Source organism: Streptomyces sp. NPDC001443 (genome assembly GCF_053597355.1).
The window spans coordinates 169,281-194,534 of sequence record NZ_JBSFIA010000009.1 but is presented as its reverse complement, the minus strand read 5'-3'; the positions used below and the strand labels follow the sequence as shown (position 1 = coordinate 194,534).

At 71.7% G+C, this 25,254-nt stretch carries 27 protein-coding genes, 1 tRNA gene and 1 pseudogene; 9 read left to right on the top strand and 20 right to left on the bottom strand.

Annotation, left to right across the window (positions count from 1 at the left end; all coding sequences use genetic code 11):
- Nucleotides 1-110 precede the first annotated feature (110 nt).
- Nucleotides 111-788 (top strand): GAP family protein, encoded by a 678-nt coding sequence (locus tag ACWC24_RS13400; protein ID WP_450662932.1) that lies wholly within the window; start codon nucleotides 111-113, stop codon nucleotides 786-788.
- A gap of 100 nt (nucleotides 789-888) precedes the next feature.
- Here ACWC24_RS13400 and ACWC24_RS13395 read toward each other — a convergent pair whose 3' ends face one another.
- The 5 genes from ACWC24_RS13395 to ACWC24_RS13375 form a co-directional block, all read right to left on the bottom strand.
- Nucleotides 889-2,046 carry a vWA domain-containing protein gene (locus ACWC24_RS13395; RefSeq protein WP_450662931.1) on the bottom strand — a complete coding sequence of 386 codons (1,158 nt, stop codon included), beginning with the start codon at nucleotides 2,044-2,046 and terminating at the stop codon, nucleotides 889-891.
- Between the two features lie 41 nt (nucleotides 2,047-2,087).
- Complete coding sequence (locus tag ACWC24_RS13390; RefSeq protein ID WP_450662930.1) at nucleotides 2,088-3,299, bottom strand: AAA family ATPase; 1,212 nt, start codon at nucleotides 3,297-3,299, stop codon at nucleotides 2,088-2,090.
- Nucleotides 3,296-5,248, bottom strand: a complete 1,953-nt coding sequence (locus ACWC24_RS13385) for an ankyrin repeat domain-containing protein (RefSeq protein WP_450662929.1) — start codon at nucleotides 5,246-5,248, stop codon at nucleotides 3,296-3,298. The genes ACWC24_RS13390 and ACWC24_RS13385 overlap by 4 nt, the downstream gene beginning before the upstream one ends.
- The gene (locus ACWC24_RS13380; RefSeq protein WP_450662928.1) at nucleotides 5,245-6,378 is read right to left on the bottom strand and encodes a gala protein; all 1,134 of its coding nucleotides are present in this window, start codon (nucleotides 6,376-6,378) and stop codon (nucleotides 5,245-5,247) included. Before ACWC24_RS13380 ends, ACWC24_RS13385 begins: the two co-directional genes overlap by 4 nt.
- Before the next feature lie 108 nt (nucleotides 6,379-6,486).
- A tRNA-Arg gene (locus ACWC24_RS13375) sits at nucleotides 6,487-6,559 on the bottom strand.
- A 30-nt stretch (nucleotides 6,560-6,589) separates the two neighbouring features.
- On the opposite strand from ACWC24_RS13375, the gene ACWC24_RS13370 reads away from it, so the two are divergent.
- Nucleotides 6,590-7,105, top strand: coding sequence for a GNAT family N-acetyltransferase (locus ACWC24_RS13370; protein WP_450662927.1), 516 nt, complete (start codon nucleotides 6,590-6,592; stop codon nucleotides 7,103-7,105).
- Here the strand turns inward: ACWC24_RS13370 and ACWC24_RS13365 are convergent.
- Both ACWC24_RS13365 and ACWC24_RS13360 read right to left on the bottom strand, forming a co-directional pair.
- The gene (locus ACWC24_RS13365; protein ID WP_450662926.1) at nucleotides 7,089-7,586 is read right to left on the bottom strand and encodes a hypothetical protein; all 498 of its coding nucleotides are present in this window, start codon (nucleotides 7,584-7,586) and stop codon (nucleotides 7,089-7,091) included. The two genes, ACWC24_RS13370 and ACWC24_RS13365, sit on opposite strands and share 17 nt — an antisense overlap.
- A gap of 310 nt (nucleotides 7,587-7,896) precedes the next feature.
- Nucleotides 7,897-8,034 carry a hypothetical protein gene (locus tag ACWC24_RS13360; RefSeq protein WP_450662925.1) on the bottom strand — a complete coding sequence of 46 codons (138 nt, stop codon included), beginning with the start codon at nucleotides 8,032-8,034 and terminating at the stop codon, nucleotides 7,897-7,899.
- Between ACWC24_RS13360 and ACWC24_RS13355 the strand changes: the two genes are divergently transcribed.
- A complete protein-coding gene (locus tag ACWC24_RS13355) occupies nucleotides 8,033-8,302 on the top strand; it encodes a hypothetical protein (RefSeq protein WP_450662924.1) in 270 nt (89 codons plus the stop codon). The two genes, ACWC24_RS13360 and ACWC24_RS13355, sit on opposite strands and share 2 nt — an antisense overlap.
- A gap of 119 nt (nucleotides 8,303-8,421) precedes the next feature.
- On the opposite strand, the gene ACWC24_RS13350 is transcribed toward ACWC24_RS13355, so the two are convergent.
- Both ACWC24_RS13350 and ACWC24_RS13345 read right to left on the bottom strand, forming a co-directional pair.
- Nucleotides 8,422-8,568, bottom strand: a complete 147-nt coding sequence (locus ACWC24_RS13350) for a TetR family transcriptional regulator C-terminal domain-containing protein (RefSeq protein WP_450662923.1) — start codon at nucleotides 8,566-8,568, stop codon at nucleotides 8,422-8,424.
- Between the two features lie 52 nt (nucleotides 8,569-8,620).
- Entirely contained in the window at nucleotides 8,621-10,051 is a 1,431-nt protein-coding gene (locus tag ACWC24_RS13345) for a DHA2 family efflux MFS transporter permease subunit (protein ID WP_450662922.1), read from the bottom strand.
- Nucleotides 10,052-10,099: 48 nt separating this feature from the next.
- Between ACWC24_RS13345 and ACWC24_RS13340 the strand changes: the two genes are divergently transcribed.
- Entirely contained in the window at nucleotides 10,100-10,675 is a 576-nt protein-coding gene (locus ACWC24_RS13340; RefSeq protein WP_450662921.1) for a MarR family winged helix-turn-helix transcriptional regulator, read from the top strand.
- A 79-nt stretch (nucleotides 10,676-10,754) separates the two neighbouring features.
- On the opposite strand, the gene ACWC24_RS13335 is transcribed toward ACWC24_RS13340, so the two are convergent.
- From ACWC24_RS13335 to ACWC24_RS13315, 5 genes and pseudogenes are all read right to left on the bottom strand, one after another.
- A complete protein-coding gene (locus tag ACWC24_RS13335; RefSeq protein ID WP_450662920.1) occupies nucleotides 10,755-11,420 on the bottom strand; it encodes a nitroreductase in 666 nt (221 codons plus the stop codon).
- Between the two features lie 80 nt (nucleotides 11,421-11,500).
- The gene (locus ACWC24_RS13330; RefSeq protein ID WP_450662919.1) at nucleotides 11,501-11,992 is read right to left on the bottom strand and encodes a hypothetical protein; all 492 of its coding nucleotides are present in this window, start codon (nucleotides 11,990-11,992) and stop codon (nucleotides 11,501-11,503) included.
- Nucleotides 11,993-12,178: 186 nt separating this feature from the next.
- Nucleotides 12,179-12,313 (bottom strand): annotated as a pseudogene (locus ACWC24_RS13325) (DNA alkylation repair protein); the annotation flags it as partial.
- Between the two features lie 23 nt (nucleotides 12,314-12,336).
- Nucleotides 12,337-13,260 carry a polyphosphate kinase 2 gene (gene ppk2 / locus ACWC24_RS13320; RefSeq protein WP_450662918.1) on the bottom strand — a complete coding sequence of 308 codons (924 nt, stop codon included), beginning with the start codon at nucleotides 13,258-13,260 and terminating at the stop codon, nucleotides 12,337-12,339.
- Between the two features lie 296 nt (nucleotides 13,261-13,556).
- Nucleotides 13,557-14,123: an HD domain-containing protein gene (locus tag ACWC24_RS13315; protein WP_450662949.1), complete on the bottom strand. Its 567-nt coding sequence runs from the start codon at nucleotides 14,121-14,123 to the stop codon at nucleotides 13,557-13,559.
- Between the two features lie 184 nt (nucleotides 14,124-14,307).
- Here ACWC24_RS13315 and ACWC24_RS13310 point away from each other — a divergent pair, with 184 nt between their 5' ends.
- The gene (locus tag ACWC24_RS13310) at nucleotides 14,308-14,727 is read left to right on the top strand and encodes a hypothetical protein (protein WP_450662917.1); all 420 of its coding nucleotides are present in this window, start codon (nucleotides 14,308-14,310) and stop codon (nucleotides 14,725-14,727) included.
- A gap of 104 nt (nucleotides 14,728-14,831) precedes the next feature.
- On the opposite strand, the gene ACWC24_RS13305 is transcribed toward ACWC24_RS13310, so the two are convergent.
- The 5 genes from ACWC24_RS13305 to ACWC24_RS13285 all read right to left on the bottom strand — a co-directional run bounded on the left by ACWC24_RS13305 (nucleotide 14,832) and on the right by ACWC24_RS13285 (nucleotide 19,094).
- Nucleotides 14,832-15,236, bottom strand: a complete 405-nt coding sequence (locus ACWC24_RS13305; RefSeq protein ID WP_450662916.1) for a VOC family protein — start codon at nucleotides 15,234-15,236, stop codon at nucleotides 14,832-14,834.
- Nucleotides 15,237-15,411: 175 nt separating this feature from the next.
- The gene (locus ACWC24_RS13300) at nucleotides 15,412-16,608 is read right to left on the bottom strand and encodes an NAD(P)/FAD-dependent oxidoreductase (protein ID WP_450662915.1); all 1,197 of its coding nucleotides are present in this window, start codon (nucleotides 16,606-16,608) and stop codon (nucleotides 15,412-15,414) included.
- Between the two features lie 114 nt (nucleotides 16,609-16,722).
- The gene (gene sigJ / locus ACWC24_RS13295) at nucleotides 16,723-17,670 is read right to left on the bottom strand and encodes an RNA polymerase sigma factor SigJ (RefSeq protein WP_450662914.1); all 948 of its coding nucleotides are present in this window, start codon (nucleotides 17,668-17,670) and stop codon (nucleotides 16,723-16,725) included.
- Between the two features lie 54 nt (nucleotides 17,671-17,724).
- Nucleotides 17,725-18,483, bottom strand: coding sequence for a DUF2182 domain-containing protein (locus ACWC24_RS13290; protein WP_450662913.1), 759 nt, complete (start codon nucleotides 18,481-18,483; stop codon nucleotides 17,725-17,727).
- Entirely contained in the window at nucleotides 18,480-19,094 is a 615-nt protein-coding gene (locus ACWC24_RS13285; protein ID WP_450662912.1) for a DUF1326 domain-containing protein, read from the bottom strand. The genes ACWC24_RS13290 and ACWC24_RS13285 overlap by 4 nt, the downstream gene beginning before the upstream one ends.
- A gap of 235 nt (nucleotides 19,095-19,329) precedes the next feature.
- On the opposite strand from ACWC24_RS13285, the gene ACWC24_RS13280 reads away from it, so the two are divergent.
- The 3 genes from ACWC24_RS13280 (at nucleotide 19,330) to ACWC24_RS13270 (ending at nucleotide 21,376) form a co-directional block, all read left to right on the top strand.
- On the top strand, nucleotides 19,330-20,139 hold the full coding sequence (locus ACWC24_RS13280) for a DUF6461 domain-containing protein (RefSeq protein ID WP_450662911.1): 810 nt from the start codon (nucleotides 19,330-19,332) through the stop codon (nucleotides 20,137-20,139).
- Nucleotides 20,140-20,189: 50 nt separating this feature from the next.
- A complete protein-coding gene (locus ACWC24_RS13275; RefSeq protein ID WP_450662910.1) occupies nucleotides 20,190-20,603 on the top strand; it encodes an MmcQ/YjbR family DNA-binding protein in 414 nt (137 codons plus the stop codon).
- 104 nt (nucleotides 20,604-20,707) lie between these two features.
- Entirely contained in the window at nucleotides 20,708-21,376 is a 669-nt protein-coding gene (locus tag ACWC24_RS13270) for a maltokinase N-terminal cap-like domain-containing protein (RefSeq protein WP_450662909.1), read from the top strand.
- An 87-nt stretch (nucleotides 21,377-21,463) separates the two neighbouring features.
- On the opposite strand, the gene ACWC24_RS13265 is transcribed toward ACWC24_RS13270, so the two are convergent.
- The gene (locus tag ACWC24_RS13265; RefSeq protein ID WP_450662908.1) at nucleotides 21,464-23,362 is read right to left on the bottom strand and encodes an FHA domain-containing protein; all 1,899 of its coding nucleotides are present in this window, start codon (nucleotides 23,360-23,362) and stop codon (nucleotides 21,464-21,466) included.
- Between the two features lie 626 nt (nucleotides 23,363-23,988).
- On the opposite strand from ACWC24_RS13265, the gene ACWC24_RS13260 reads away from it, so the two are divergent.
- Nucleotides 23,989-25,200, top strand: a complete 1,212-nt coding sequence (locus tag ACWC24_RS13260) for a glycoside hydrolase family 3 N-terminal domain-containing protein (protein ID WP_450662907.1) — start codon at nucleotides 23,989-23,991, stop codon at nucleotides 25,198-25,200.
- The last annotated feature ends 54 nt before the right edge of the window (nucleotides 25,201-25,254 follow it).

Here is a 25,254-nt window from a genome sequence, read left to right as displayed (position 1 = left end):
GCCTCCCCTACATGCCCCGCACCCGGGGCCCGAGGGTGGCCGTGGGCGTCATTCACCCGCACGCCGCGCCCCTGCGGCAAGGACCGTGCGCCGTCGTCGATTCTTTGCTCATGGGTCACGTACTGGGTGATGTCCTGGGCTTCGCGGCCGGTGTCGCCGTCAGTCCGCTGCCGATCATCGCCATCATCATCGTGCTGGCGACGCCCCGGGGACGCCTGAACGGAGTGGTGTTCGCCGCAGGCTGGGTGCTGGGCCTGTCGGGCCTGGGCGCGGTGATGCTGCTCGTCGGAGGCCAGGAGAGCGCCGCCTCCCACGGCCGGCCGGCCACCTGGGTGGGTGCGCTCAAGCTCGCCCTGGGCGTGCTGCTGGCGCTGTTCGGCCTTAAGCTCTGGCGGCACCGCCCGGCCGATGCCACGCAGGCGCAGTTGCCCAAGTGGATGGCCACCATCGACCGCTTCACACCGGTGAAGGTCTTTCTCCTCGCCCTGCTGCTGTCGGCCGGAAACCTCAAGAACGCCCCGCTGACCATCGCCGCGGCGGCGACCATCAGCTCGTCGGGACTGCCGGTCGGACAGCAGATCGGCGCACTGGCGGTCTTCGTCGTCGTCGCCTCCGTCGGGCTGCTCGCCCCGCTCGCGCTCTTCCTGATCATGGGTGAGCGGGCGAGGAAGACGCTGGGCAACTGGAAGGAATGGGCGACGCGCCACAACACGGCCATCATGGCCGTACTGCTCTTCGTGTTCGGACTGAAACTGCTGGGCGACGGGATCGACGTCCTGAGCTCGTGATCGCGTCGGGCCCGACCGCCGGACGCGCGCCGTCGGCCGTCCCGAACGGCCGGACCCGGCGATCCGGGCCGCGCCGCCGACCGGTCAGCCGGTCAGCCGGTCAGCCGGGAATGCGTACCGTCTCCACCCAGTCCGGTGTCTCCGATGCGCTGGAGCCGATCAGAGCCGCGACGACCCGGCAGGACGGGGCCCGGTCGGGCCAGGGGGTCATCCCGTCGGTGAGGACCACGACGATGTTCGGGCGGTCCGGCGTGGCGAGCGCCGCCTCGATCCCGACGCGCATGTCCGTGCCGCCACCGCCGCCCAGGGTGATCTGCTCGGTGGCCGTCACCCGGGAGACGGCCTGCACATCGGCATCGCACGCGAACACGGTCACTCGGTTGCCCCGTACCCCCACCTCGCGCAGGACGCCCGTCACCTCCGCGAGGGCGGCGGCCAGTTCGGTGTCGCCCATCGAGCCGGAGGTGTCGATGACCACGGCCACCCGCGGCAGCGGTCGGCGCAGGCTCGGCAGGGCGACGCCGCGCAGCGCCGGGGTGCGGCGCGAGGGGCGGCGATAGGTGTAGTCGACGGCTCCGCCCGCCCACGCGGCGGCCTCCCGGACCGCGCCGGACAGCGCCTGCCGCCAGTCGACCGTGGGTTCCAGGATCTCCTCGGCCCAGCGTCGCCATCCCCCGGGCAGGGTGCCGCGACCGCGCTGATGCGCGCGCATCGCCTCGGCGGTCCGCCGTCGCAGCGCCTGCGCCTCGACCTCGCCGATCCGCGCGGGCCCGGCGGACCCCGGCAGCTCCCAGGACCCGGGCACGCCGTGCGCGCCGGATCCGCAGTCGGGCGTACGGACCTGCGGTGGCAGCAGCGGGAGGTACGCCTCGAACAGCCCGCCCTCGGGAAGGCCGAACAGCCGGGGTTCCACGCGCCCCTCGGGCAGCCGCAGGCCGTCGGCGAGCAGGTCGTCGTTGATCTCGCAGTCCTGGGCGACGTTGACACGGTGCCGGTCGTGCTGGTCGGCGGCGGGCAGCCGGTCCGCCCGGCCGTGGTGGTCGCGCAGCAGATGCGCCACCTCGTGCACCCACACACCCGCGAGCTCGGGCACCGCCGTCGCCTCGACGAAGGCGGGACACACATAGCAGCGCCAGTGCCGGTCCACCCCCATCGTGGGTACCTCCGTGCTCGGCACGACGGTCAGGGAGTAGAGCGCGGTCGCCAGATACGGCCGGTCGCCGGCCGCCCGGTAGCGGGCGGCCAGCAGCTTGGTCATGTCCAGGGCACCACGGGGGTCTCCCCCGGTCCCCGTGCGCCTCACCGGCCGCCGCCGGGCAGCGCCCCCGACAGCTGGAGCAGGTCCAGGAACCCGTCGATACCGGGTGGTACGGGCCAGTCGACGTGCCGCATCGCGGCCAGGTCGGTGGCGGCCCGGGCCGCCACGTCCGGTACGCCCGCGTCCACGGCCTTGGCCAGCACCGCCCAGCCGGCCTCCCAGCGGGGCCGGGTCAGGTCGCTCCGGATGGCGGCGACCACCGCGATGAGGAACGCCAGTTGCCGGTCGCCCCGGTCGGGCAGGGCGAAGGCGTCCGGATCGGCGAGGACCCGGTCGGGGTCGGGCAGATCGAGGTGCTCGAGGTAGGACAGCAGCTCCAGGCCCGCGCCGTCGCCGACGGCGCCGGTGAGCGCGGCGGCCAGCGCCTCGCGGCCTGCCCCGGCCGCGTATCCGGTGGCGAGCAGCTTGAGGGCCATCTCCCAGGTCCGGGGGGACGGCCAGGACCGGCCCCGGCTCTCGGCGTCGCCGGGGATGTGGTGGACCAGTCCGGGCCGGGCCGTGAGGAAGCCGGAGATCGCGCCGCGGGCCCGGGCGACCGCGCCGGGCACCTTGGCGGCACCGACGACGGGCACGGTCACCTCCGGCCAGGTGCCGGCCATGCCACGCGCGACCGTCCGCGGGTCGTGGGTCCACTCCAGGTGGACGAACCGGTTGGCGAGCGGCGGGCTGAGGTGCCAGCCGTCCGCCGCGCTGGACGGCGGGTTGGCGGCGGCGACGATCCGCACCGCCTCCGGCAGGGCGAGGCTGCCGACCCGTCGTTCGAGCACGACCCGCAGCAGCGCCGCCTGCACGGCCGGCGGCGCGGAGGAGAGCTCGTCGAAGAAGAGCAGGCCCTGTCCGGCCCGCGCGAGGCGGACCGCCCAGTCCGGCGGGGCCATCGGCACTCCGGTCACGGCCGGGTCGTCACCGACGATGGGCAGTCCGGCGAAGTCGGAGGGTTCGTGCACACTGGCGATGACCGTCTCCAGCGGCAGGCCGAGCCCGGCGGCGAGCTGCTCCAGGGCGGCCGACTTGCCGATACCGGGCTCGCCCCACAGCAGTACGGGTTGATTGGCCGTCACGGCCAGCGCGAGCGCCTCCAGTTGCGGGTTCGCGGCGGGCTCGGTCCGTACCGCGCGCAGCCTGCGGTTGAGGTCGTCCGCGGCGGCCAGCGGGCCGGTCGGCGCGGTGGCGGGGGCGCTGTCGGTGCTCACAGGGGCGGCTCTTTCTCGTGGTCGGGCTCGTCCGCACCGAACTGCGCTTCCTCGTCTTCGGGTTCGACGAGATCGGCCGGGTCTTCCGTGAAATACGGCTCCCCGCTGTCGGGGTCGACAGGGGCGGCGGCCGGATCCTGCGCGTAGTACCCCTCCTCGTCGACAGGTTCGTCGGGTTCGTCGGGGCTCTGCGCGTAGTACTCCTCCCGCTCGTCCATGTATTCGTCCCACGACTCGGCGCCGACGCCCGGATGCTCGCGCTCCACCCGCTCCCGGAGGAAGGCCAGGTCGCGCCGCTTGTACCGGCGGACGATCTGAGCGAGCGACAACTCGAACTGGTCGATCACGTCCAGCCGCGCCCCGGCGGCGACGAGCGCCTCCACCAGTGCCTTCGTGCCGAGGTCGTTGACCGCCACGAACAGCGGTGTGCGCTCCCGCTGGTCGCGGGCTTCGAGGTCCAGTCCCTCCGCCAACAGCCGTGGCAGCAGGGGCTCGTGGTCGAGAAGGTTCAGTACGTGGAGCAGGTTGCGGCCGTTGGCGTCCCGGACCCGGGGATCCACACCCGCGTCCAGCAGAGCCAGCACACCTGGGGTGTCACCGTGCTGGGCGCGCAGGAACAGTTCGCTGCGCTGCGCCCGAAGCGCCTTCGGCAGACGGCCCGATCCGGAGGTCCAGGTCTGCTCCACGGCGAAGCATCCGGCGACGGCACCGCCGAAGGCGCGCAGGGCGCGTTCGCGCCGCTGTTCCTCGTCGCTGTGCGGCATGCGCAGCAGGCTTCCGGGCCGGAAGCCCACCTCGTGCCATTCCCCGCGGCATCTGACCCGGACGGGTGCGGGCGCCGTCGGCCCCGGCGGCCCGGCCGGACCTTCGGGGACCCGGACGGCGGGGAACAGGGCCCGGCGGACGAGCGGATGCAGATGCTCCGGTACGACGCCGCCCGCACGCATCAGATCGAGGTCGGGGAGTCTGCGCCACAGGGCCTCGGCGAGGAGGGGCACGTCCTTGAACCCGTCCCGGTCGACGATGCGCGCCAGCAGTCCGCCGGTGTCCAGCGGCTCCAGCAGGATGTAGATCTTCCAGTGCGGGGCGAGGAGGAAGCGGCCACCGACGCCGGCGGCCTGCCGGCGTCGGACCTCCGGCTCCAGGACGGTGTGGTTGAGCGCCATCCCGGCCAGGAGCGACTCGGGGTCGGTCCGGAGCCAGCCCGCCCCGGGCGGGGGTGTCGGGTCCAACTCGAGGCCGGCCGCGGCGAACGCGGCCTGGAAGTCGCCCTGTTGGTGCAGCAGCGTGGCCCACTCGGAACGCGCCGCCGGGTCCGCGTCGCCGGGATCGGCGGTCGGGAGTTCGTCCCGGCCGCGCGGGGTGGCGTCGGCGTGGAAGAACGGTGGCCGGTCCGCGCCGCCGCCGCAGCGTTCGCGCAGCTCGTCGGTGTGCCGGGCGTCCCACAGGTGTCGTGCGTGGCGCCAGTCCTGCGTGGAGCGCACGAAGACGCCCGCGGTCTCCTCGCCCCGGAGGGTCCCGAACCGCAGGGCGATCCGCTGCGGGCCGTCGATCATCGCCGGGGTGGTGATGTGCAGGTACGGCGCGGCCAGGCGGCCCTCGCCAGGTGTGCTCGGGTGGTAGCGCGCCAGGACGACCGTCGTGTCGGTGAGGAGTGTGGTGCGCCCGCCGCCCCCGCGCGGCAGGTGCCAGCGCAGCAGGTCCGGGACGAAGTGGCGCAGGTCGTCCGCCAGGTCGGCGGCGATGTCGTCGCCCCACCGACCGGCGACCTCGGCCAGGTCGAGGGCGACGTCGACGTTCGCGGCCGCGCAGGCGCCTCGCCAGTCACCGGCCAGGCGGCGTTCGGTCGCGCGCTCGATCATCCATCCGGGCACCGCGTACCGGCGGGTCCGGCGCAGGCCCGCCGCCTGGTCCGGGGGGAAGCAACGCAGTTCACCACGTGCGCTCAACGGTAGACGCTCCCTATCGCGCGCAGGTCGGGATGCGTACCGGTGCCGGGCCGCAGCCGCAGGGTGAAGGACCGCTTCACCCTGCGGGGCAGGCCGGGACCCAGCCCGACGTACTCCAGGGGCGAGTCGTCGGGCACGGCCGCCAGCAGGGTCTTCGCACCCCGTCCGGTCAGGCCGGTGTGGCACAGCTCCAGCCGGCGCAGCGGGCTGCCGGGCAGCGCGGCGGCGAGCGCGTGGGCGCCTTCGTCGCCGGTGGTGTTCGCGGGGGCGCCGAGGCCGCGTTCCGACGGCGGCCGGCCCAGGTCGAGTGTCTCGATCCCGGCGAGGCGGTCGGCGAGGGCCCGGGCTCCGGCGGGGCCGATCCCGTTGCCGCCGAGGCCCAGGCGCAGGGGGCGTGCGGGGTCGGCCGCGGCGGCGAGGAGCGCGGCGCCCTCGTCTCCGAGGTGGTTGGCGGAGAGGTACATCTCGCGCACGCCCGCTTCGCGGACCAGGTCCGCGAGCAACGGGGCGGCGTCCGCGGTCAGGCCGTTGCCGCCGAGGAAGAGGCGTTCCACCGGGCCGGTCCGGTCGGTGAGGGCGTCGAGCAGGGCGCGCAGACCGTCGGTGGTCAGACCGGTGTTGACCAGGTCGAGGGTGCGCAGGGTGGTGTTGCGGCGCAGCATCGCGGCGAGCGCGCGGGCGCCGTCGTCGCCCACCGGGTTGCGCTTGAGCCACAGGGCGCGCACGGTGCCGTCCGTGCTCAGCGCGTCGGCGAGCGCGGTGACGCCGTCGCGGCCGATGCGGTTGCAGCCGAGGTAGAGCGTGCGCAGGCCGTGGCCGTCGGCCAGCGCGTCGGCGACCGTACGGGCTCCGTCGTCGCCGATGGCGTTGGTGCCGAGCAGGATGTGCGTGGCGTGGGCGGAGGCGGCGGCGACGGGCATCAGCCGTGCGGCCCCGGCTGCTCCGAGTCCCTGCTTGCACAGGTCGATACGGCCGTCCGCGCGCACGGTGCCGAGCGGGAAGGTCTCGTCGGCCTCGACCGGCCGGGCGGATCGCAGCCGGTCCAGCAGCGGTTGCAGTGCGGCGGGGTCGCTGATCGCGATGTCCGGGTGCTCGATCGCCGGGCAGCGTACGGGTGTCGGCTGCGTCATCACCACTCCACCGGTCCATCGCCGGCGCCTGGCCCGCCGAGGGCGGCATCGCCCTCCGCCCGCTCAGGACGAACCGACGCCAATCGATCTTCCTCCACGCAAAGGCGGCAAGACTGGTCGGATTTGAACCGACGTCCTCCAGCTCGATGCTTAGGCGCGACGACCTCTGCGCTACAGCCTTGCCGCGGAGATCATAGCGACTTTCGCCCGCATGTTCGAACCCAGTTGGGCGGGTCGAGGTCGGCCCGAGCGGGCCGACCCGGACGACTTGCTCGGTAAGGTCGGGATCATGAGTGTCGAGGTCGCGGTCGTCAGTGAAGCCAACGACGAGTCGGTGGAGGCGTTCGCGCGCCTGCTGCCCCAATTGTCGAGCACGGCAGCCCCGTTGGATCACGAGTCGGTGGCGCTCCTGCTGACCGGCGACGCGACGACGGTGTTGATGGCGCGGGTCGACGGTGCGGTGGTGGGGATGCTGACGCTGGTCATGTTCCCCCTGCCGTCCGGTCTGCGGGCCCGTATCGAGGACGTGGTCGTGGACGAGGCCGCACGGGGTCACGGCGTCGGGGCCGCCCTGACCGAGGAGGCCCTGCGCCTGGCGGCCGCCGCGGGCGCCCGTACGGTGGACCTCACGTCACGCCCGTCGAGGCGGGCGGCGAACCGGCTGTACGAGCGCATCGGTTTCACGGCCAGGGACTCCGTGGTCTATCGGTTCATCGGTTCGTCCTGAAGCGGTGATTTCGACGGCGGTCGAGCCCCAGGTGAAAGCGCAGCAGGCGTACCTGGTCCGGGCCGAGTGCCTCTGCGGCGCCACGCAGTCGCCTGGCGGGCGCGTCGGCGACCGGGCCTCGCGGCATCGTGTACGTGGTCGCGGCTTCGCCCGCGAGCCAGTCGGCGATGTCGCCGCGGGCGCGGTCGCGCATCCAGGGCGATGGATCGGCGGCGAGTTCGAGGTCCACGAGCAGCCGGGTCCAGGTGTCCCGTTCGCGCAGCAGCCGGTAGCCGGCCATCCGCACATGCCATGGGTTGCTCTCGGCGACGAGGTCCCGCAGCCGCGGGAGATCGAGGTCGGACACCCAGGGGCGCAGCGCGACGGCGGCCTCCCGGGTGACCGCGCCGGACGGGTCGGTGAGAAGCCCGAAGAGGGTGTCGGTCCGGGACGCGAGGAGAGCCGATCCGGGTACGGAGTCCTCGCAGCAGCTTCCGTCCAAGGCCGCCGGCCACGGCACTCCCCTTCCGGTCCGGCGACCCGACCGCCTGCGCGGCCGGGACTCGAGGATGCCCTCGGCCCACAGGGTGCGCGAGCGATTTTCGCCCCGCGCGCGAACGGCGGCGCGCGGGGCGTGAGCGCACCCTCGTAACGACCCTGCCATAAGCGGATCTCGTGGCTTCCGGGCGATCCGGAGGTCACTAGGGTTGTGGCATGCGCACGCAAACGGGGAGATTTCTCAGACTGACGGCCGTGACGGCGACGGTGGTTCTGGCCCTCACGGGATTCTCCGACTCACGGCACAAGAGCAGTCACGACAGCAGCAGCGGGGGCGGCGGATGCAGCAGCTCCAGCCAGGACCACGACGGCAGTTCGACCTCCACGACAGGCGGCGGCTCGTCGGGGTCGAGTTCCGGTTCGACGGACGGCTCGTCGCAGAAGCCCACCATGAGCGCCTCGGTGTTCGTGGTCTCCTGCGCGGGCCCCGGCAATCCGTTCGCCACCGTCCAGGTCGACAACCCCAATGACCACGAGGTGACCTTCATGGCGTACGTCACCTTCCTGTCCCAGCAGGGAATCCCGCTCGCCGAGAACTTCGCTCCGGTCACCGCCCCCGCCTACGGCTCGGGCACCACGCAGATCTCGGTCGGCAGCGAGGCCCTCGCCGAGCAGGTCTTCCAGTGCCAGGCCACGCCGCAGGCCGAGCCGGTCGAGTGACGAGGTCCGCTCCCGCCCGCGACCGCTCCGCGGGCGGGGCCGGGGCCGACCGCCCACACGCCGAGGCCCGCTGCGCCGCTCCGGCCGCACATGGACACGGACACCGCGCACGAACGCGTTCAGGCGCGAAGGTCCGCCAGATGCCGGACCAGGACATCCCGCGCCTGCTGCGGGCTCAGCCGCGGCGGCCGGGCCAGCAGGTGCACCACCGTCCCGTCGGGCAGGGCGTGCAGTCGCGCCGCCTCCAGCGCGCGCTCGTCCCGCACCCCCGCACCACCAGCACCCCCGTACCCGTACCCGCGGGGCCGGATGCCGGGGTCACGCGTCGACGGCCTCGCGCCGCGGGGCGGTGCGGGCCGCGGCGGCGACCCGGGCGGCCCGGTCCGGCATGGTGAAGGCGAACACCGCGGCGGCCGCGGCGATCGCCGCGAGCACCTGATAGGCGTGCTGGAAGGCGGCGACCGGCGGGTGGGCGTGCGCGCCGGTGCCGACGGCGGCGGCCGAGGCCAGTACGACGGTGACCACGGCCGGGGCGGCGGCGTTGGCGGCCTGCCTGACGACGCTGTTGAGCGTGGCGGCATGGGAGACGTCGGCCTGGCGGATGCCGGTGAACGAGGCGACGGTGGTGGGCATGAACACCCCGCCCATCGCCGCGCCGAGCAGGAACATCAGCCCGCGGAACGCCCACAGCGAGGAGTCCGCGTCCAGCCGGGAGAACACGAGCAGCACCAGCGCGACACCGACCAGGCCGCAGCCGGCTATCCGGCGCGGGCCGACCCGGGCGTAGAGCGGGCCGACGATCTGCACGGTGAGCAGCACCCCGAGCGCCTCGGCGAAGGTACTGGAGCCGGACTCCCAGGCGGACAGCCCCAGCCCCTCCTGGAGGAAGAGCGGGCCGAGGAACATCGCGCCCATGAAGCCGGTGAACCCCAGGAAGGCGGTGATGTTGGTGTCGCGGAAGAGGCGGTCGGTGAAGAGCCGGAAGCGCAGGGCGGGTTCGGGCACCCGCAGTTCGACCACGACGGCGGCCGCCAGCACCACCGCGCCGCCGACCAGACCGGCCAGCACGGGCCAACTGCCCCAGCCCAGATCGGCGCCTTCGCTGATGCCGAACATCAGCCCCGCGGTGCCGAAGGCGGTGAGCAGCAGTCCGGGCACGTCGAGGCGGCCGGGGAGGTGGTCGCGGTGCCGGTCGAGGAAGAGGAACCCGAAGGCGAGCACCGTGACGCCGATCGGCAGGTTGGCGTAGAACACCCAGCGCCATGACAGGTGGTCGACGAGCCAGCCGGCCCCCATGGGGGCGAGGGCGGGCGCCACCTGCTGCGGGATGATCATGTAACGGGAGACCTTGACCTGCTCGGCCAGACTGAACGTGCGGTAGAGCAGGGCGCCCGTGACGGGCAGCAGGATGCCGGCGGCCAGGCCCTGGAGGGCACGCCAGACGACGAGTTCGCCCAGCGACCCGGCCGCGCCGCACAGTCCGGACGCGACGGTGAAGACGGCGAACGCGGTGAGCACGGTGCGTCGCCCGCCGAAGCGGTCTCCGAGCCAGGCCGAGACGGGGACGGCCAGGCCGACGCAGACCGGGAACACCACCACGACCGCGTCGAGTCCGGCGGTGGCGAGCCCGAAGTCACGCCCGATGGCGGGCAGGGCGACGGTGGCGCCGACGCCGTCCACGATGGACATGAACGCGGTGACGACACACACGACGGGGACGACGATGCGCTGATTCAGTCGGACGGGCATATGCTGAGCATACTCAGTTTGAGCAAGCTCAGCACTACCACGGCAGTCATGACCGCCACACCGTCGGCCGGATCAGGACACCGCCGCGACGAGGACAGGAGCGCCACGGTGAGGGACGTACCGGGCAGCAGCGACCCACTGATCGACGAGATGTTCGCGACCACGCACCGGCTGCGGCTCTTCGTCGACGGAAGACTGGCGGAGAAGGGCACCACCGTCGCCCGGCTGCGCGCGCTGCGCTTTCTCGCCCACTCCCCCGAACCGCTGCGCATGCGCGATCTCAGCGACATGCTCGGCATCGCCGCCCGCACGGCGACCAGCCTCGTCGACGCCCTGGAACGGGACGGTCTGGTGGCCCGGCTGCCCCATCCGACCGACCGCCGTTCCCATCTGCTCGCCCTCACCGACGCCGGCCGGACCTGCCATCAGGAGGCCGAGGACCTGGACCGCGAGGCCCTGGGCATCGCCACCGGCGCCCTCTCCGCCGAGGACCGCGCCGTACTGCGCGCCCTGCTGGCCCGGATCCGCGACACCGTCACCGACGCCGCCCCGGAACGTCCGCAGCGCGCGACGGCCGATGTCCCGCCGAGCGGCGACTCCGCCGACTCCGAACAGGACCGATGACCGCTCTCCCGACCCGCACCCGTCGGACCGTCCGCCCCTGACCCCGGCCGGAGCGGGGCGGTCCCGCGAGCCGAGCGAGTCAGGGCCCGATGAAGCTCACCGTCTCGGCCAGGTCCGCCCGCCCGGTGCGCAGCCGTGGCACGCCTTCCTTCTCGTACCCCACCGCGACACCGCAGAACAGCGCGAGCCCGTCCCCCGCTCCGACCGTCCGGCCGACCGTCTCGCGGTACATCGTCCACATCACCTGGGGGCAGCTGTGCAGCCCTTCCGCCCTCAGCAGCAGCATGACGGTCTGCAGGTACATCCCCGCGTCCCCCCACTGCCCGCACCCCATCGCCTTGTCGAGGTAGCAGAACAGCACGACCGGCGCCCCGAACGCCTGGGTGTTCAGCGAGGCGATCTTCCGGGGCCGGTCACGGTCATGGCGTGCCGTGCCCAGTGCGCGGTACCGCTGGTCGGCCGCGGCGGCGAAGCGGTCCAGATAGGGAGAGGCCAGCTCCTCCGGGTACATCGGATACTCCCGCTCGTCGCCCGGGTCCCCCGCCAGCGCCCTGGCCGTCGCACGTCTCTTCAGCCCGGCCAGGGGCTCACCGGTCACGACGTACAGATGCCAGGGCTGGAGGTTTCCGCTCGACGGTGCCCGCGCCGCCGCGGCGAGCACCCTTTCGAGCACGTCCCGGGCCACCGGCTCGTCACTGAACGCCCGCACGGACCGGCGGGTGTCCACTGCTTCGTACACGTCCACGCCTTCTCGTCCCCTCACCGCACGCCTGACCCCGAGGAACACAAAGGCGATCGTCACACCGGGCGGGCAGTCGTGGCGAGCTACTGGAACGTGTAGCGGAAGTCCCCGCTCATCTCGATCAGCCGCCCGCTGACGACCCCTGTCCGCTGCACTCCCCCTTGGTTCATGTAGACCTCGGGCATGTTCGACGCGGCACCGAGAACGCAGAAGCGACTGGCGGGGTCCAGAATCACGCCGTAGCGAGGAAACATGACATGAAATTTCGCCTGCTCACTACCGGAGCCGGCCCATTCACGCTTCCCCTTGCGGGTTCTGCCGTGGATTGCCACATGGGCGCTCCCGAATCGGGGCATGGGAATCGCGAAGGACTCGTAGTCGTCCTCCTCCACCCGCAGCCAACCGGTCGACATGGTCGCTTCCACCGAGTTCTCCTGCCCCCAGACGCAGACGGCGACGTAGATGTTCTTCGTGGAATCGTTCTGTACGGTCAAGGTGCGCTTGACCGATTCCTGTGACCATTTCAGCGCGCGCAATGCGCCGTTGGCCGCCGCACCAGGGTGATTCAGAATCATTGAAGCGAGAATATCGAGCATTACTCCCCCGTCTGCAACTCTTTACCTCCACCCAATGCTCGCACCACCCGGCGGACCGAAATAAGGCATACGGACGGTCTTCATTTCAACGTACGGCAGAAGCGGGACCGCGCACCCGCGATGTGCGTAGAGCGACCGCCGCGACCCCGGTCGGGCCACCTTGCCGTCGGTCCGCCGGCGCACCATCTCGGTGATCCGGACCGGGGCGAACGGAGAGGTGCAGCCCGGGGAGGCCGGGTGGTCCTTGAGCACCTCCAGACGCTCGCCGATGCCGAGGGCGCGAGCGCGGTGCTCGGCGTGCGGGTTCTTCTTCACCGCGTAGTTCACGAGCCATGGGCCTCCCCCTCGCCCTGCGCGTCCGCCCGGTGACCGTGGTCGTCCTCGCCCGCCTCCAGCAGGTTCGCGGCCGCGCCCACGATCCTCGGATCGGGGCTGCCGACGACGTCCGCGTCCTTGTCGGTGTAGTCGAAGCGGGCGAGGACGCTGCGCATGGCCTCGACCCGGGCCCGCTTCTTGTCGTTGCTCTTCACCACGGTCCAGGGCGCCTGCGCGGTGTCCGTCTCGCGGAACATGGCGACCTTGGCGGCGGTGTAGTCGTCCCAGCGGTCGAGCGAGGCCAGGTCGATGGGGCTGAGCTTCCACTGCCGTACGGGATCGACCTGGCGGATCGTGAAGCGGGTGCGCTGCTCGCCCCGCGACACCGAGAACCAGAACTTGATCAGGTCCACTCCGTCGTCGACGAGCATCCGCTCGAACGCGGGCGCCTGCCGCATGAAGCGCCGGTACTCGTCGTCCGTGCAGAAGCCCATGACCCGCTCGACGCCGGCCCGGTTGTACCAGGAGCGGTCGAACATGACGATCTCGCCCGCGGTGGGCAGATGCTCGACGTACCGCTGGAAGTACCACTGGCCGACCTCGCGCTCGGTCGGCTTCTCCAGGGCCACCACGCGGGCGCCACGCGGATTGAGGTGCTCGGTGAAGCGCTTGATCGTGCCGCCCTTGCCGGCCGCGTCACGCCCTTCGAAGACGATGACCAGGCGGCGCCCGCTCTCCTTGATCCAGCTCTGGAGCTTCAGCAGCTCGATCTGCTGGAGCCGCTTGTGCCAGTCGTACTCCTTGCGCTCCATGCGTTCCTGGTACGGATAGTTCTCCCGCCAGGTGTCCACCGGGCTGCCGTCCGGTCCGATCAGCACCGGGTCGTCGTGGTCGCTGTAGTCGACGGTCAAGCCCGCCAGCAGTGCTCTCATCGTGTCTCTCCGCCTTGGTCTCGGTGGAACTGCGGCAGGATCGGACGGTTGCCGCGCGCGACCACGGCCGCGCGGGCCGGGAAGCGGATCCCGGCCGGTGTGAGCCCGAGGGCGTGAGGGCCGTCGTCGTCCCTCGCGCGTGCGGTCCCGACCTGAGGACTACCCAGGACTCCGGGCGCGAAGCGACGACCACGGCGAAGGTGGCTCCGATGCTCACCGCTGTGACCTCACCGAGTGCGGTCCAGCCCGGTTCCATCGTACGAAATTCTTTTCGATTACGGCGGCGGTGCCGACGCTCAGCCGTGGACCGGGTGGCGGAACTGGAACGCCAGGCGTCCGTCGGCCTCGTCCCCGATCCGGGTGAGGACCTCGTCGAGCGCCATGAACTCCTCCCACACCGCCCGGCCGCTCGCCTCGGCCAGTCGGGCCACGACGAGCTCCTCCAGCTCGGTGACGCGCTTGTTCTTCCAGATCTTGTCGGCGAGGCTGACCATCAGGTCCTCCAGGCCGATGTGCGGCAGTGTCCATGACGCGTGGGTCGCGGCGAAGCGGGCCTGCTCCGGGCCGAAACCGTGCGCGAGCAGCAACGTCCGGCCGGCCTCCTCGTGGGCCGAGCCCGGCCCGGAGAGTTCGCCCGGGTGCACGGTCTTGCCCATGTCGTGGGTCGCCGCCCCGAAGAGCACCGCCTCCCGGTCGAAGGTCACCGCGGGACAGCACTGCTCCAGCCAGTCGACCAGCTGATGCGCGACGTCGTGGACGGCCCGCAGATGGGCCGCGAGTCGCGGTGGACCTCCGAGGTACGACAGCAGTTCGGCGACACGGTCCGGCAGGGCGAGCAGGGGCGGGTCGGCCTCGCCGGTCATGGCCCGGGTCAGCAGGGTGTGGGGCGACACCCCGTCAGGGTACTTGCGGTGGACCCCGGTTGTGCCGGTGCGAGCCCGCCCGCACCGGACGGCCGGGACCGGCTCACCGTCGCCGGCCCTACGCGCCGCCGCACTGCCCTGGCTCACAGCCAGGCCCTTGCCACCGGATCGGGGAAGCATCCGTATGTCCGACGACGAGACGGGTTCCATACAGGCCGAGTTGGACGCGGCGTACGCACAACGCGACTCGATAAAGCGCGAGTTGGGTGATCTGCGCACCCGGATCTGCCAGGAGCTCGGGATCGTACGCCGGGAGCCGGGTCCCGGCGGGCGGAGCGTGCCGGGTGTCGTGTCCGACCAGGAGATCGTGGCCGCGGTCGCCCGGCTGCGGGCCGAGACGGACGCCTTCCGGCAACCCGGCGACGGAACGCACCCGCAGTGGGCGCGGATCGACTACCTGATCCTCGAGGGCCGCAGGATCCAGGCCCTCCAGCGCATCCGTGACGAGTTCGGCGGCGGCATCCACGAGGCGCTCGGCCTGCTGGACCAGCGCTCCCTCCGGCTCCGGCGCGACCGGCCGGACGACTTCGTCGACGGCGACTGACCTTCGGAGCGGCGAGTTCGGCCCGCGGGCGGCGCCTTCACGCGGCGGTCGGACCCGGCGCGACGGAGTGCCGGGCCAGGGCAAGACCCCGGCCCGGCACGGCCTCACGACGCCGTCGGCTCCTGCTCGTGGGTGTCGTAGGGCCGCGTGATGATCTCCATGCCGTGTCCGGCCGGATCCATGAAGTACAGTCCGCGCCCACCGAAGTGGTGGTTGATCTCCCCGGGCTGCTTGCGGTGCGGATCGGCGTAGTACGTGATCCCGTCCTGCCGGATCCGCTCGAAGGCCGCGTCGAACTCGTCGTCCGAGACGAGGAACGCGTAGTGCTGCATGACGATCGACTCCGCCGGGATTGTGGCGAAGTCCAGGGTGACCCCGTTGCTGGTGGCCACCGGAACGAACGGTCCCCACTCGGCCCCGGCCTCGAGCCCCAGGATGTGCGCCAGGAATTCGGCCGACTCCCGGTTGTCCCGGGCATGGACGATGGTGTGATTCAACTCGACTGACATGTGTGGAATGCCTCCGTAAGGCAATCTCACAGGCGCCTCCATGCCTCACCCGGCCGGTGACCGACACGCGATGCCCTACTCGTGATCCTAGGCGGCCCCGCCCGCGGCGTCGAGGTCCGTCCCCGAGCGGTCCGTGACCGTGGCCGCTCGGGCGAGAACAAGGCATCCAGGCAGGTCAGACCGCCGTCCCGACCGCCGGGTCCGTCCGGGTCGCGTCCTGTACGACGCCACGGCGCCGGGTCGGCATCCCGAGGGTCGGGTTGGCGACGGCCCAGGCCGCGCCCTTGCAGACCAGTTCCTTGTAGACGGCGGCCGACCGCCCGGTCAGCGCGGCCCGCACGGCTCGGTCGTCGGCGGTGACGTACTGGATCAGGCCTTCCCTGCGGCCCAGCGAGATGCACTGGTTGAAGTAGCGCAGCGGCACGTTCGGGAGCTTTCCGCCGGTGAGGCGGGCGGCGATGGCGTCGGCCGCCTGCCACGCCATGGGGGTGCCCGAGGCGCACGACATCCGCAGCGGCTTGTCGCCGGGGCCCGTCGCCATGGCCGCGTCCCCGACGGCGTACACGCCGGGGTGCGAGACCGAGCGCATGGTCGCGTCGACCACGATCTGTCCCGTGTCGGTGACCTCCAGAGTGGTGGCCGCGGAGATCGGGTGAACGGCGAAGCCGGTGGTCCACACGGTGACCGCGGCCGGAAGGGACGTACCGTCGGCGGTGGTGACCCGGTCGGCCGCCACCTCGGTGACGGCGGTGTGCTCCTGCACCGTGATGCCGAGCCCGCCGACGACCTTGCGCAGGTGCCGACGGCCCTTGGGCGAGAGCCAGTCGCCGAGGCCGCCGCGGACGGCGAGGGCGATGTCGAGGTCCGGGCGGGCCTCGGCGAGCTCCGTCGCGAACTCCAGGCCGGTGAGGCCGCCGCCGACCACGACCACGGGCTGTCCGGCGTCCAGGCCGGCCAGGCGGTCGCGCAGCCGGAGCGCTCCGGGGCGGCCCGCGATCTCGTGGGCGTGCTCGGCCGTGCCCGGGACGCCCTGGGCGTTCCAGCCGCTGCCGAGGGCGTAGACGAGGGTGTCGTACCCCAGTTCCTCGGCGCCGTTCGCGCCGGTGACGGCGACGGTCCTGCGGTCGACGTCGACGCCGGTGACCTGCGCGAACTTCAGTTCGACGCCGGTGCCCTCGAACATCTCCTGGAAGGGCCGGGGCCTGAGGTCCTGGCCGGTCGCGAGCTGGTGCATACGGACGCGCTCGACGAAGTCGGGCTCGGCGTTGACGAGCGTGACGGCGACGTCTTCGCGGCGCAGCCGCTTGGCGAGGCGCCCGGCGGCGATGGCGCCGGCGTATCCGGCGCCGAGGACGACGATGCGGTGCTGCATCTGCTGGCTCCTGTCTTGAACGGATTCGCCACCTGAACCGGGCAGCCCGCCGTTTCCTGACAGGAACCTGTTGTGAAGCACCTCACATAGCGGTCGGGAGGTCCGGAACGCCGGTCAGAAGGCGGCGGGCAGCAGGGGATCGCCGTGGTCGGCGGCCGCCCAGTGCCGGGTGAAGCGTTCGAGTTTGTCGGGGTTGACCTGGTTGCGGAACGCGGCGATGCCGTCGGCGGTGATCTCCAGGCACATGACGCCGATGACCCGGTCGTCGACGACCGCCACGAGGGCCGGGCCGCCGTTGACGGTCGTGGCGTGGACCACCGGCGATCCGCCGACCAGGGAACGCTTGGCCTTGCTGGGCTTGAACAGCCCGCGCATGAAGGTCGCGACCGCGAGAGCCCCTTCGAACGCCTTGGCGCGGGCCGGCACCTTCCCGCCGCCGTCGCCGATCGCGACGGCGTCCTGGGTGAGCAACCGGACGAGCAGCTCGGTCCGGCCGCTGGTGGCGGCCGCGAGGAACTCGTCGATGATCCGCCGGGCGGCGGCCTCGTCGACCTCGGTACGGGCCTTGCCGTCGACGACGTGCTTCTTGGCGCGGTGGAAGATCTGCTGGCTGGCGGCCTCGGTGATGTCGAGGATCTCGGCGATCTCCCGGTGCGGGTAGGCGAAGGCCTCGCGCAGCACGTACACCGCCCGCTCGCCGGGAGAGAGCCGCTCCAGTACGGCGAGGACCGCGAACGAGACCGATTCGCGCTGTTCGGCGGTGTCGGCCGGGCCGAGCATCGGGTCCCCGGCGAGCAGCGGCTCGGGCAGCCACTGACCCACGTACGTCTCACGCCGTGCGCGGGCCGAGGTGAGCTGGTTGAGACACAGGTGGGTGAGGACCTTCGTCAGCCAGGCCTCGGGGACCTCGATCCGGCCGACGTCGGCGGCCTGCCAGCGCAGGAACGTCTCCTGCACGGCGTCCTCGGCCTCGCTCGCGGAGCCGAGCAGGCGGTAGGCGATCGCCGCCAGGCGCGGCCTGGAGGCTTCGAACCGGTCCACGTCGTTCATGGTCAGGGCCATGAGCTGGATCCTAGGGCCTGGTGGCACGCGGGTGACCGGCGGCGGGCCACCGGTTCACATCCCGGCTGTGCCGCCGCCGGTGAGGCCCGGGGCCAGCGCCGGGAACCAGAAGACCGCGGCGGCCAGGGCGATCGAGGCGGCCCCCACGGCCCGGGCCACCAGGCGGCCGGCCGGCGCGAGCTTCTCGGCGGTGATCACGACGGCCAGCGCCCCCATCGCCCACAGATTCATCACCCCGAAGGCCGCCAGCAGCACCATCAGGGCCCAGCAGCAGCCCAGACAGAAGGCGCCGTGGTGGGCTCCGGCCCGCAGATCGCGCGTGGTCCGCGGGTACGAGGCATAGCGCAGGATCAGCCCCAACGGCGAGCGGCACCTCGCCAGGCAGCGGTCCTTGAGCGGGGTGAGCTGGTAGAGGCCGCCGACCGCGAAGACGGCCGCGGCCACCGCCGACCGCGCCGTCGCGGGGAGGTCGGCCGTCCGGCCCAGGCCGGCGGCCAGCGCGTACGCCGGCAGTCCGGCCGCGGCCCAGACGAGCAGATAGGCGACGGTGAACACCGCCATGCGCGGCACCCGGTGGACGGTGATGGTGCGTGCGTACAGCGCGGCGACGGCCGCCGTGGCGGGCAGCATCATCGCGACCGTCATCAGCGTCCACACGGCAAGGAAGGCGGACAGGTCCAGACCCATGGTGCCGGACATCGCCCGCCTGCCGCCCCAGCGCGCCACCAGCCACACCCAGGCGGCGGCCGCCGCGACCAGCAGCAGCGCGGCGGGGCCCGGCCTGCGACGGACGGCGACCGGGCCACCGGTCACGCGGACCACGTGAACGGCGCCGAGTGCCCGTTGGCACCGGCGAAGTCCCAGGACCGGCCGTAGACGTCGGCTCCGGTGGCGCGGATGGACCGGGCGACCGTCAGATTGCTGTTCGCCGGGTGGAAGATGCCGGTCAGGCCCATCACGGGACCGTCCTCGCCGAACTGCGGGGCGACCTGGTCCTCGATCTCGATGTCGATGGCGTCCCCGACCCGCACGGCGTGGCGGCGGCCGTCGTCGCGGTAGTCGATGGGGACGCGCTCCACCCCGAGGACCTCGCCGACGAGCGGAGCGAGCGCCGCCATCGGTCCGCCGGCCTGGCCGGAGAAGACCTTGCCCAGGGCCTGCGCCTGGCCCTCGTCGGTCGACGCGTCGACGTACAGGGCCACCTGCCAGCCGCCCTCGGCCATCGCCTGCGGCGCGTCGATGAAGACGGCGACGCTGTGGTCGGAGACATCCACGCCGTCCACGTTCCCGGCGTCCACGTGGAACGCGAAGGTCACCTGACACCGCTCGTGGTCGGCCGGCGCGGCGAAGCCCGAGGTGGTGCACGGGCACACCACGTCGCAGTTGCAGCTCTCCAGGTACGTGCCGTTCAGATTCCAGGACATGGCTCTTCCTCCCTGTCGCATGTCCCCGTTCCCTGTTCCCTGTTCCCTGTTCCCTGTTCCCTGTTCTGCGTCCCCTCGCCGCGGGGCCCGGCCGGGAGGCCCGTCCCGGCCCCGGTGCCCCTCCTCACCACGCTATTCCCGACGGTCCCGGCTCGCAGATCCGCACTGATCAAGCGGCCGCTGCCGGTACGGATGGCCGTGGGCACTGTCAGTGGCGGCTGGCAGAGTGGGACGCATGACTTCGGTGACTGCACACGACTACGCCTGGATCCGTTCCTCCCCGGTGTTCCGCCGCGCGATGGACAGCGGGTACACCCTGACCGCGGCGCGGGGCGTCGCGCCCGATGAGGTGCTGCGGATCATGGGGGCCGAGCCGCGGGGCACCTGCGCGGGAGTGGAGGAACTGATCGAGCAGCAGGACGAGTTGCACGAGCCGATGGACTACTGGAGCGAATCCTTCCTCGCGGGCGCGTTCACCGTGCCCGGCGCGGACGGCGACTGGACCCTCGTCCTGCAGTTCGACAGCGGCATAGGAATGCAGCCGCGTTTTCTCGAGGCCCTGTCCGCGGGCGGACGTGCCGTGATGCACTCCAGCAACGGTGGCAAGCCCATCCACCTCTTCTACTGGTACGAGGACGGGGAGTGCCGTACCAGTTTCGAGTCGGCCTGGGCCAGGGACGGCAGCAGCCCCGACGAACTCAACCCCCTGCTGTGCGAGGTCGGTTTCGACGTCACTCAGGACGATGACGACACCCGTGTGCGCGTCGACGAAAAGGCCGGTGTCCTCGCTCTCGCGGAGCGGCTGACCGGTGTGCGGGTCACGGAGGAACTGCTGCGCGACGCCGAGTACCGGCTCGGGCTCGTGCCGGAGGAGCCCGCCGAGGAGTGGACCAAGGTCGTCGTCGACATCACCGACGCCCACGGCGAACGCTTCTACCGGGAATTCGCCCGCGAGGACATCGAGGCCGCCACGGCACGCGCCCGCGCCCGGGCCGAGGCACCGACGGCCCTCCCCGGTACGGTGTTCCCTCCCTCCGCCCCCTGACCTCGCGACGGCACCGGCCCGGGCCGGGAAACGGAAGGACGACATCTACGATGGCGACGGCGCAGCAGGTCCGGACCCTGGCGCTCTCCCTGCCGCGTACCGAGGAGGCGCTGGTACGGGACCAGGTCAAGTTCCGGGTCAACCGGATCGTCTACGTGGCGCTGTCCCGGGACGAGCTGTCCATGGGGTTCGCGTTTCCGCGGGAGGAGCGGCTCGCGCTGATCGCCTCGGAACCGGAGAAGTTCTTCATGCCGGCGGCCTCCGACGAGCGGTACAACTGGGTGCAGGTACGGCTGCCCGCGCTGGACGACGACGAGATGACCGAACTGGTCGTCTCCGCCTGGGCGATGGTGGTGCCCAAGCGCCTCTCGGCGGACCGGTTGGCCCGGTTGGACGTGAAGGCGGCGGGGCGGCGGAGCGAGTCCGTCGGCGCTCCCGAGGAGGACGGCACGTCCGACGGCTGAGGGCGACGTCCGCCGATCTTGTCGACCGGTAACCGCCCGTCGGCGCAACGCGGATGACAGGGTGTGAGCGTTCGCGTCCGCAGACCGGAAGAGAAGCTCTCGGCATGGCTGTCATCCACCACACCGTCCTCACCCCGACCAAGCTCGAACTGCTCACTTCCTGGCTGCCCACCCGGCCGTGGTACCGCGGCGGCACGGGTGAGCCGGACCTGGCCAAGGCCGGTGGTTTCCGGCTGGACGACCCGCAGGGCGAGGTGGGCATCGAGTTCCTGGTGGTCACCGATGCCTCCGGCGCGGACCCGGCCGCCTATCTGGTGCCGCTCACCTATCGGGGTGCCCCGCTCGACGGGGCGGAGCACGCCCTCGTCGGCACCATGGAGCACGGGGTGCTGGGGCGGCGCTGGGCCTACGACGGCTGTCACGACCCGGTCCTGGTCGCCCAGTTGCTGGCACTGATCGAGGGCCGGGCCCAGGCGCAGGACCAGAACGCCAGCGACACCGCCGACCGGGAGATCGTCCGCGCCTGCACGCACGAAGTCCCGCTGACGGGCGAGGACTTCAGCACGGCCGAGGACGACCGGGACGGTACCGAACTGTCGGCACCGCACGGTTGCGTCCTGCGTCTGCACCGCCTGCCGCGCCCCGCCCCGGAGGGCGGTCTGCCCGTCCCGCCGGGCGGCGCGACCGGCCATGTCGCCGGCGCCTGGCTCCTGCCGGACGGCACACGGGCCCGGGGGCTGTTCGCGGTCCTGCACGCCGACCGTCGTTCCTGAAGCGGCGTGCCCAGGGGGCCGGGGCGCGCACCGCGCCCCGGCCGCGGACCTCCGGGCGTCCGTGTGCGCGGACCGGCCCGGCTTCCTTCAGAGTTGGGTGGCCGGTTCCAGGGCCTCGACGGCCGCCGCCGCGGCGGCGGAGTCCTGACCGTAGAAGATGTCGATGTCGACCTCCTCGCCGCCCATGGTGAGCGTGTCCCAGGCGCCGCTGAGCACCAGCATGCGCAGCGTGCTGCTCTCCAGGGTGCCCAGGCGTTCCAGGATCGCCTCGTCGTCCGGCATGCCGGGCATGCGTTTCGCCAGTCGGGTGCGGATCCCGCGCAGCCGTTCCAGGAGCGTCGCGGTGTCCGCCTCGCGGTCGGGTTCTTCGGCGATCCCGTCGATGCCGTGCGCGATGATGTCCTTGATGGCCCAGGTGGTGCCCTGGTCGTCGGTGGTCACCATCGCCTTCCAGGCCCGGCTCTTGTGGCGGTACTGGAGCATCGACATGGCTGCCTCGTGGCGCAGGAAGTCCGCGTCCCGGAAGGGCTTTCCGTTCCATGCCGCGTTGAGGGACCGGGCGAGCGAGATCGCGGAGGCCAGGCCGCTGTTGAGTCCCCGGCCAGGCCAGAAGTGGATGGCGTTGGCGGCGTCGCCCAGCAGGAATCCGTACGTACCCGGAGTGTTGGCCGTGGGCGGCAGCAACTCGGCGGTGAAGCGCGGGCGTTGCACCATGTCCAGGCGGAACGAGGTGACCGCGCTCAGGTCTTCGGGCTCCACGCCGAACAGGCGCAGCCCTTCGCCCACCCGCTTCCACAGGGCCGAGCCCCTGATGAGCGCCGGGAGGAACAGGGTGCTGTGCGTGGAGCACTGGAAGTCGCCGTGTTCGTCGCGTGCCATCAGGCAGGGACGGGAGGCGATGCACTCCTCGAAGACACGGCGGACCGGATCGATGCCGACGACCTCCGCGACCTCCGCGTCCGTCAGACGCATGTTGAGGAAACCCTCGCCGCGCAGGGAGTTCAGCAGGAACCGGTTCTGCCCGACGGTCAGCAGTACCGCCATGGGATCGCTCAGGCCCGACTTCACGCGCAGGCCGAGGACCACGTCCTGGAGATGGCGGCCGTCCAGCGAGTAGATGGACTCGTCGGCCTTGCCGAACTTGGCGGCGAAGTGCTCGCGGGTGTGCGACCGGCCGCCGTCGCAGATCGCCAGTACGTGCTGGCCGGCCAGCGCGTCCTGCTGTTCGTCGATGCTGAACCGGGCGGGTACCAGCCGGATGCGGCCCCGCTTCTCGTTCGCCACTTCCAGGAGCCGGTCCTCGATGTAGGCGATCCGCATGTTGCGCGGGTGGTGATCGCCGATCGAGTCGGGGCCGGACGGCCACATCTCGGTGTAGTGGTCCGGGTCGAAGAGCCGGGCCTGTGTCTCCTCGGGCAGGCTGAGGTACTGGCGGCTCTGCACGGTCACCACCTGCTGGCGCCGCACGTTGCCCTGGCTCGCGTCCTTCCAGACGATCCTGCGGCCCTGCTTGCGCCACCTGCCGTCGTAGACGGTGATGCTCACCTGGGCCCCGAGGAGACGCTCCAGCAACAGCGCCAGGGACAGGCCGACGGGCCCTCCGCCCGCGATGGTGACCCGCAGCACGGGTCCGTGTTCGATCTCCTCGTCGCCGTGGGTCAAGGACCTCGGCAGGGAGAGCGCCATGATGGTCTCCATGGCGTCGGCAACCTCGAAGCGGAACGCCTGGTCGCCGATGGTGATGTCGTCACCGGGCTTGAGCAGTCGGGAGTCGATCTCCTCGCCGTTGACCAGGGTTCCGTTGCTGCTGCCGCAGTCGCGCAGCACATAGCCCTGGGTGTCGTCGAGGACGAGCTCCGCGTGGAAGCGCGAGACGCTCAAACTGGAGATGACGACGGTGTTCTCGGAGTTGCGTCCGAAGGTGACCCGGGTGCCGATCACCGGTATGCGTTCTCCGGCCAGCAGTCCTTCGTGCCCAACAAGCACCGGCGCCACAGCACTTCCTTCCAAGGGTTGACCACATTGCCGCTGCCGCGGTGCCACCGGAACGCACCACTGCGCGAGCAGGACCGGGCAGCGTGTGACGGGTAGGGCGGAGGAACTTCCGCGCGACGTAATTGAATTGTGAATGGTTCGGTTCTGGCGACAGGGTAGCGCCGCCTGACCGGTACAGATGACTCATCATGCCCGATTCCGAAGCCGTTCGGGAGAGGCCTTCCGACGACCGCGGAGTGGACCTCACCAGGGGTGAGTTGGCCATCCTGCTCCCCATGCGTCACTCCCGGACGCGCAGCGGAGCATGTCGCAGCGGATATCGACGAACAATGGCGAATTCCGCATCTTTTCGGGCAGTTCTACGGCTCGATTCCGACCGCCCGCACTCCGGAGGAACCGCCATGTACGCACAACCGCCGATCGACTGCGACCACGACGGCCGTCGACTCCGACAGGACTCCGACAGCAGGGCTCCGACAGCAGTACCTCAGCAGCACCTCAGCAGGGGCGAACACGGTCGAATGGATGTACGTTTGAACGTACTGGCTGCGTGACCGCCCGCGACGGCCGGGCCCACGGCGTCCGGTCCGCCGCCGGCGTACCGGAAGGGGCTCCGCATGACGTCGCAGCAGGCACCTTCGCACGGCCCGCGGACCAAGCGGGCACTCTGGCCCGTCCCCCTGCTGACGCTCTCGCTGGCGGCCACGGGACTGGGCGGCGCCGGAGTCTCGCACGCCGCGACCGCACCGGAGGGTCCCGCTGCGGCTGCCGCGAGCGCGACCTGCGCCGACAAGGTCTTCACCGCGATGTCGGAGTCACAACGGATCGGTCAGCTCTTCATGGGCGGCATCAACGCGGCCAAGCCGGACCAGAAGAGGATCCAGGTACTGCGCCAGTACCACGTCGGATCGGTGTTCCTTGCGGGGCGGAGCTCGGCCGGCACGAAGGCGACCAAGTCCCTCACCGACAGCCTTCAGGCGAAGGCCGACACCGTGTCCGGGCATCGCGTGGGCCTGCTGGTCTCCACCGATCAGGAGGGCGGCAAGGTGCAGGTGCTGTCCGGCCCCGGCTTCTCGACCATACCGAGCGCGCTGGTGCAGGGGGGCTGGTCCACGTCGGCACTGAGCAGCGCGGCCGCCGGATGGGCCAAGCAGCTCAAGTCGGCCGGTGTGAACCAGAACCTCGCGCCCGTCGCCGACGTCGTCCCGGCCAGCCTGGGCACGAACAACGCGCCGATCGGCCGGTACGGCCGCGAGTACGGCCACACCGCCTCGGTCGTGACCTCCCACAGTCTCGCCTTCGCCGCGGGCTTCACCCAGTCCAAGGTGCTGACCACGTTCAAGCACTTCCCTGGACTGGGCTACGTCCGCGGGAACACCGACACCACGGCGAACGTGGTGGACTCGGTGACGACGGCCAAGAGCGCGAGCCTCGCTCCGTTCAGCGCGGGCATCAAGGCGGGCGCGCCGTTCGTCATGGTCTCGCTGGCCAAGTACAGCAGGATCGACGCCAAGCACCAGGCCGTGTTCTCCCCCACCGTGATCAACGGACTGCTCCGCAAGACCCTGGGCTTCAAGGGCGTGGTGATCTCGGACGACCTCGGGAACGCGGTGGCCGTGAAGTCCGTGGCCGTGGGCAACCGCGCCGTGGACTTCCTGTTCGCGGGCGGGGACATGGTCCTGACCGTCGAACCGAACCTGGTCCCGACCATGGCCAAGGCCGTGCAGACCCGGATGACGCAGAGCTCGATCTTCCGCACCCAGGTGGACCAGAGCGTCCACCGCGTCCTGGCCGCCAAGCAGCAGGCGGGCCTGCTGTACTGCGGCTGACGTCGACGGCGGGTGGGGCGGGAACCGTGCACCGGCTCCCGCCCCCGGGTCCGC

Bases quoted from the DNA above. Each gene is read 5' to 3' on its own strand.
- ACWC24_RS13400 (WP_450662932.1), top strand. From the start codon at position 111: ATGGGTCACGTACTGGGTGATGTCCTGGGCTTCGCGGCCGGTGTCGCC.
- ACWC24_RS13395 (WP_450662931.1), bottom strand. From the start codon at position 2,046: ATGACCAAGCTGCTGGCCGCCCGCTACCGGGCGGCCGGCGACCGGCCG.
- ACWC24_RS13380 (WP_450662928.1), bottom strand. From the start codon at position 6,378: ATGACGCAGCCGACACCCGTACGCTGCCCGGCGATCGAGCACCCGGAC.
- ACWC24_RS13370 (WP_450662927.1), top strand. From the start codon at position 6,590: ATGTTCGAACCCAGTTGGGCGGGTCGAGGTCGGCCCGAGCGGGCCGAC.
- ACWC24_RS13355 (WP_450662924.1), top strand. From the start codon at position 8,033: ATGAGCGCCTCGGTGTTCGTGGTCTCCTGCGCGGGCCCCGGCAATCCG.
- ACWC24_RS13360 (WP_450662925.1), bottom strand. From the start codon at position 8,034: ATGGTGGGCTTCTGCGACGAGCCGTCCGTCGAACCGGAACTCGACCCC.
- ACWC24_RS13345 (WP_450662922.1), bottom strand. From the start codon at position 10,051: ATGCCCGTCCGACTGAATCAGCGCATCGTCGTCCCCGTCGTGTGTGTC.
- ACWC24_RS13340 (WP_450662921.1), top strand. From the start codon at position 10,100: ATGACCGCCACACCGTCGGCCGGATCAGGACACCGCCGCGACGAGGAC.
- ACWC24_RS13330 (WP_450662919.1), bottom strand. From the start codon at position 11,992: ATGATTCTGAATCACCCTGGTGCGGCGGCCAACGGCGCATTGCGCGCG.
- ppk2 (WP_450662918.1), bottom strand. From the start codon at position 13,260: ATGAGAGCACTGCTGGCGGGCTTGACCGTCGACTACAGCGACCACGAC.
- ACWC24_RS13315 (WP_450662949.1), bottom strand. From the start codon at position 14,123: ATGACCGGCGAGGCCGACCCGCCCCTGCTCGCCCTGCCGGACCGTGTC.
- ACWC24_RS13310 (WP_450662917.1), top strand. From the start codon at position 14,308: ATGTCCGACGACGAGACGGGTTCCATACAGGCCGAGTTGGACGCGGCG.
- ACWC24_RS13305 (WP_450662916.1), bottom strand. From the start codon at position 15,236: ATGTCAGTCGAGTTGAATCACACCATCGTCCATGCCCGGGACAACCGG.
- ACWC24_RS13300 (WP_450662915.1), bottom strand. From the start codon at position 16,608: ATGCAGCACCGCATCGTCGTCCTCGGCGCCGGATACGCCGGCGCCATC.
- sigJ (WP_450662914.1), bottom strand. From the start codon at position 17,670: ATGGCCCTGACCATGAACGACGTGGACCGGTTCGAAGCCTCCAGGCCG.
- ACWC24_RS13285 (WP_450662912.1), bottom strand. From the start codon at position 19,094: ATGTCCTGGAATCTGAACGGCACGTACCTGGAGAGCTGCAACTGCGAC.
- ACWC24_RS13280 (WP_450662911.1), top strand. From the start codon at position 19,330: ATGACTTCGGTGACTGCACACGACTACGCCTGGATCCGTTCCTCCCCG.
- ACWC24_RS13275 (WP_450662910.1), top strand. From the start codon at position 20,190: ATGGCGACGGCGCAGCAGGTCCGGACCCTGGCGCTCTCCCTGCCGCGT.
- ACWC24_RS13270 (WP_450662909.1), top strand. From the start codon at position 20,708: ATGGCTGTCATCCACCACACCGTCCTCACCCCGACCAAGCTCGAACTG.
- ACWC24_RS13260 (WP_450662907.1), top strand. From the start codon at position 23,989: ATGACGTCGCAGCAGGCACCTTCGCACGGCCCGCGGACCAAGCGGGCA.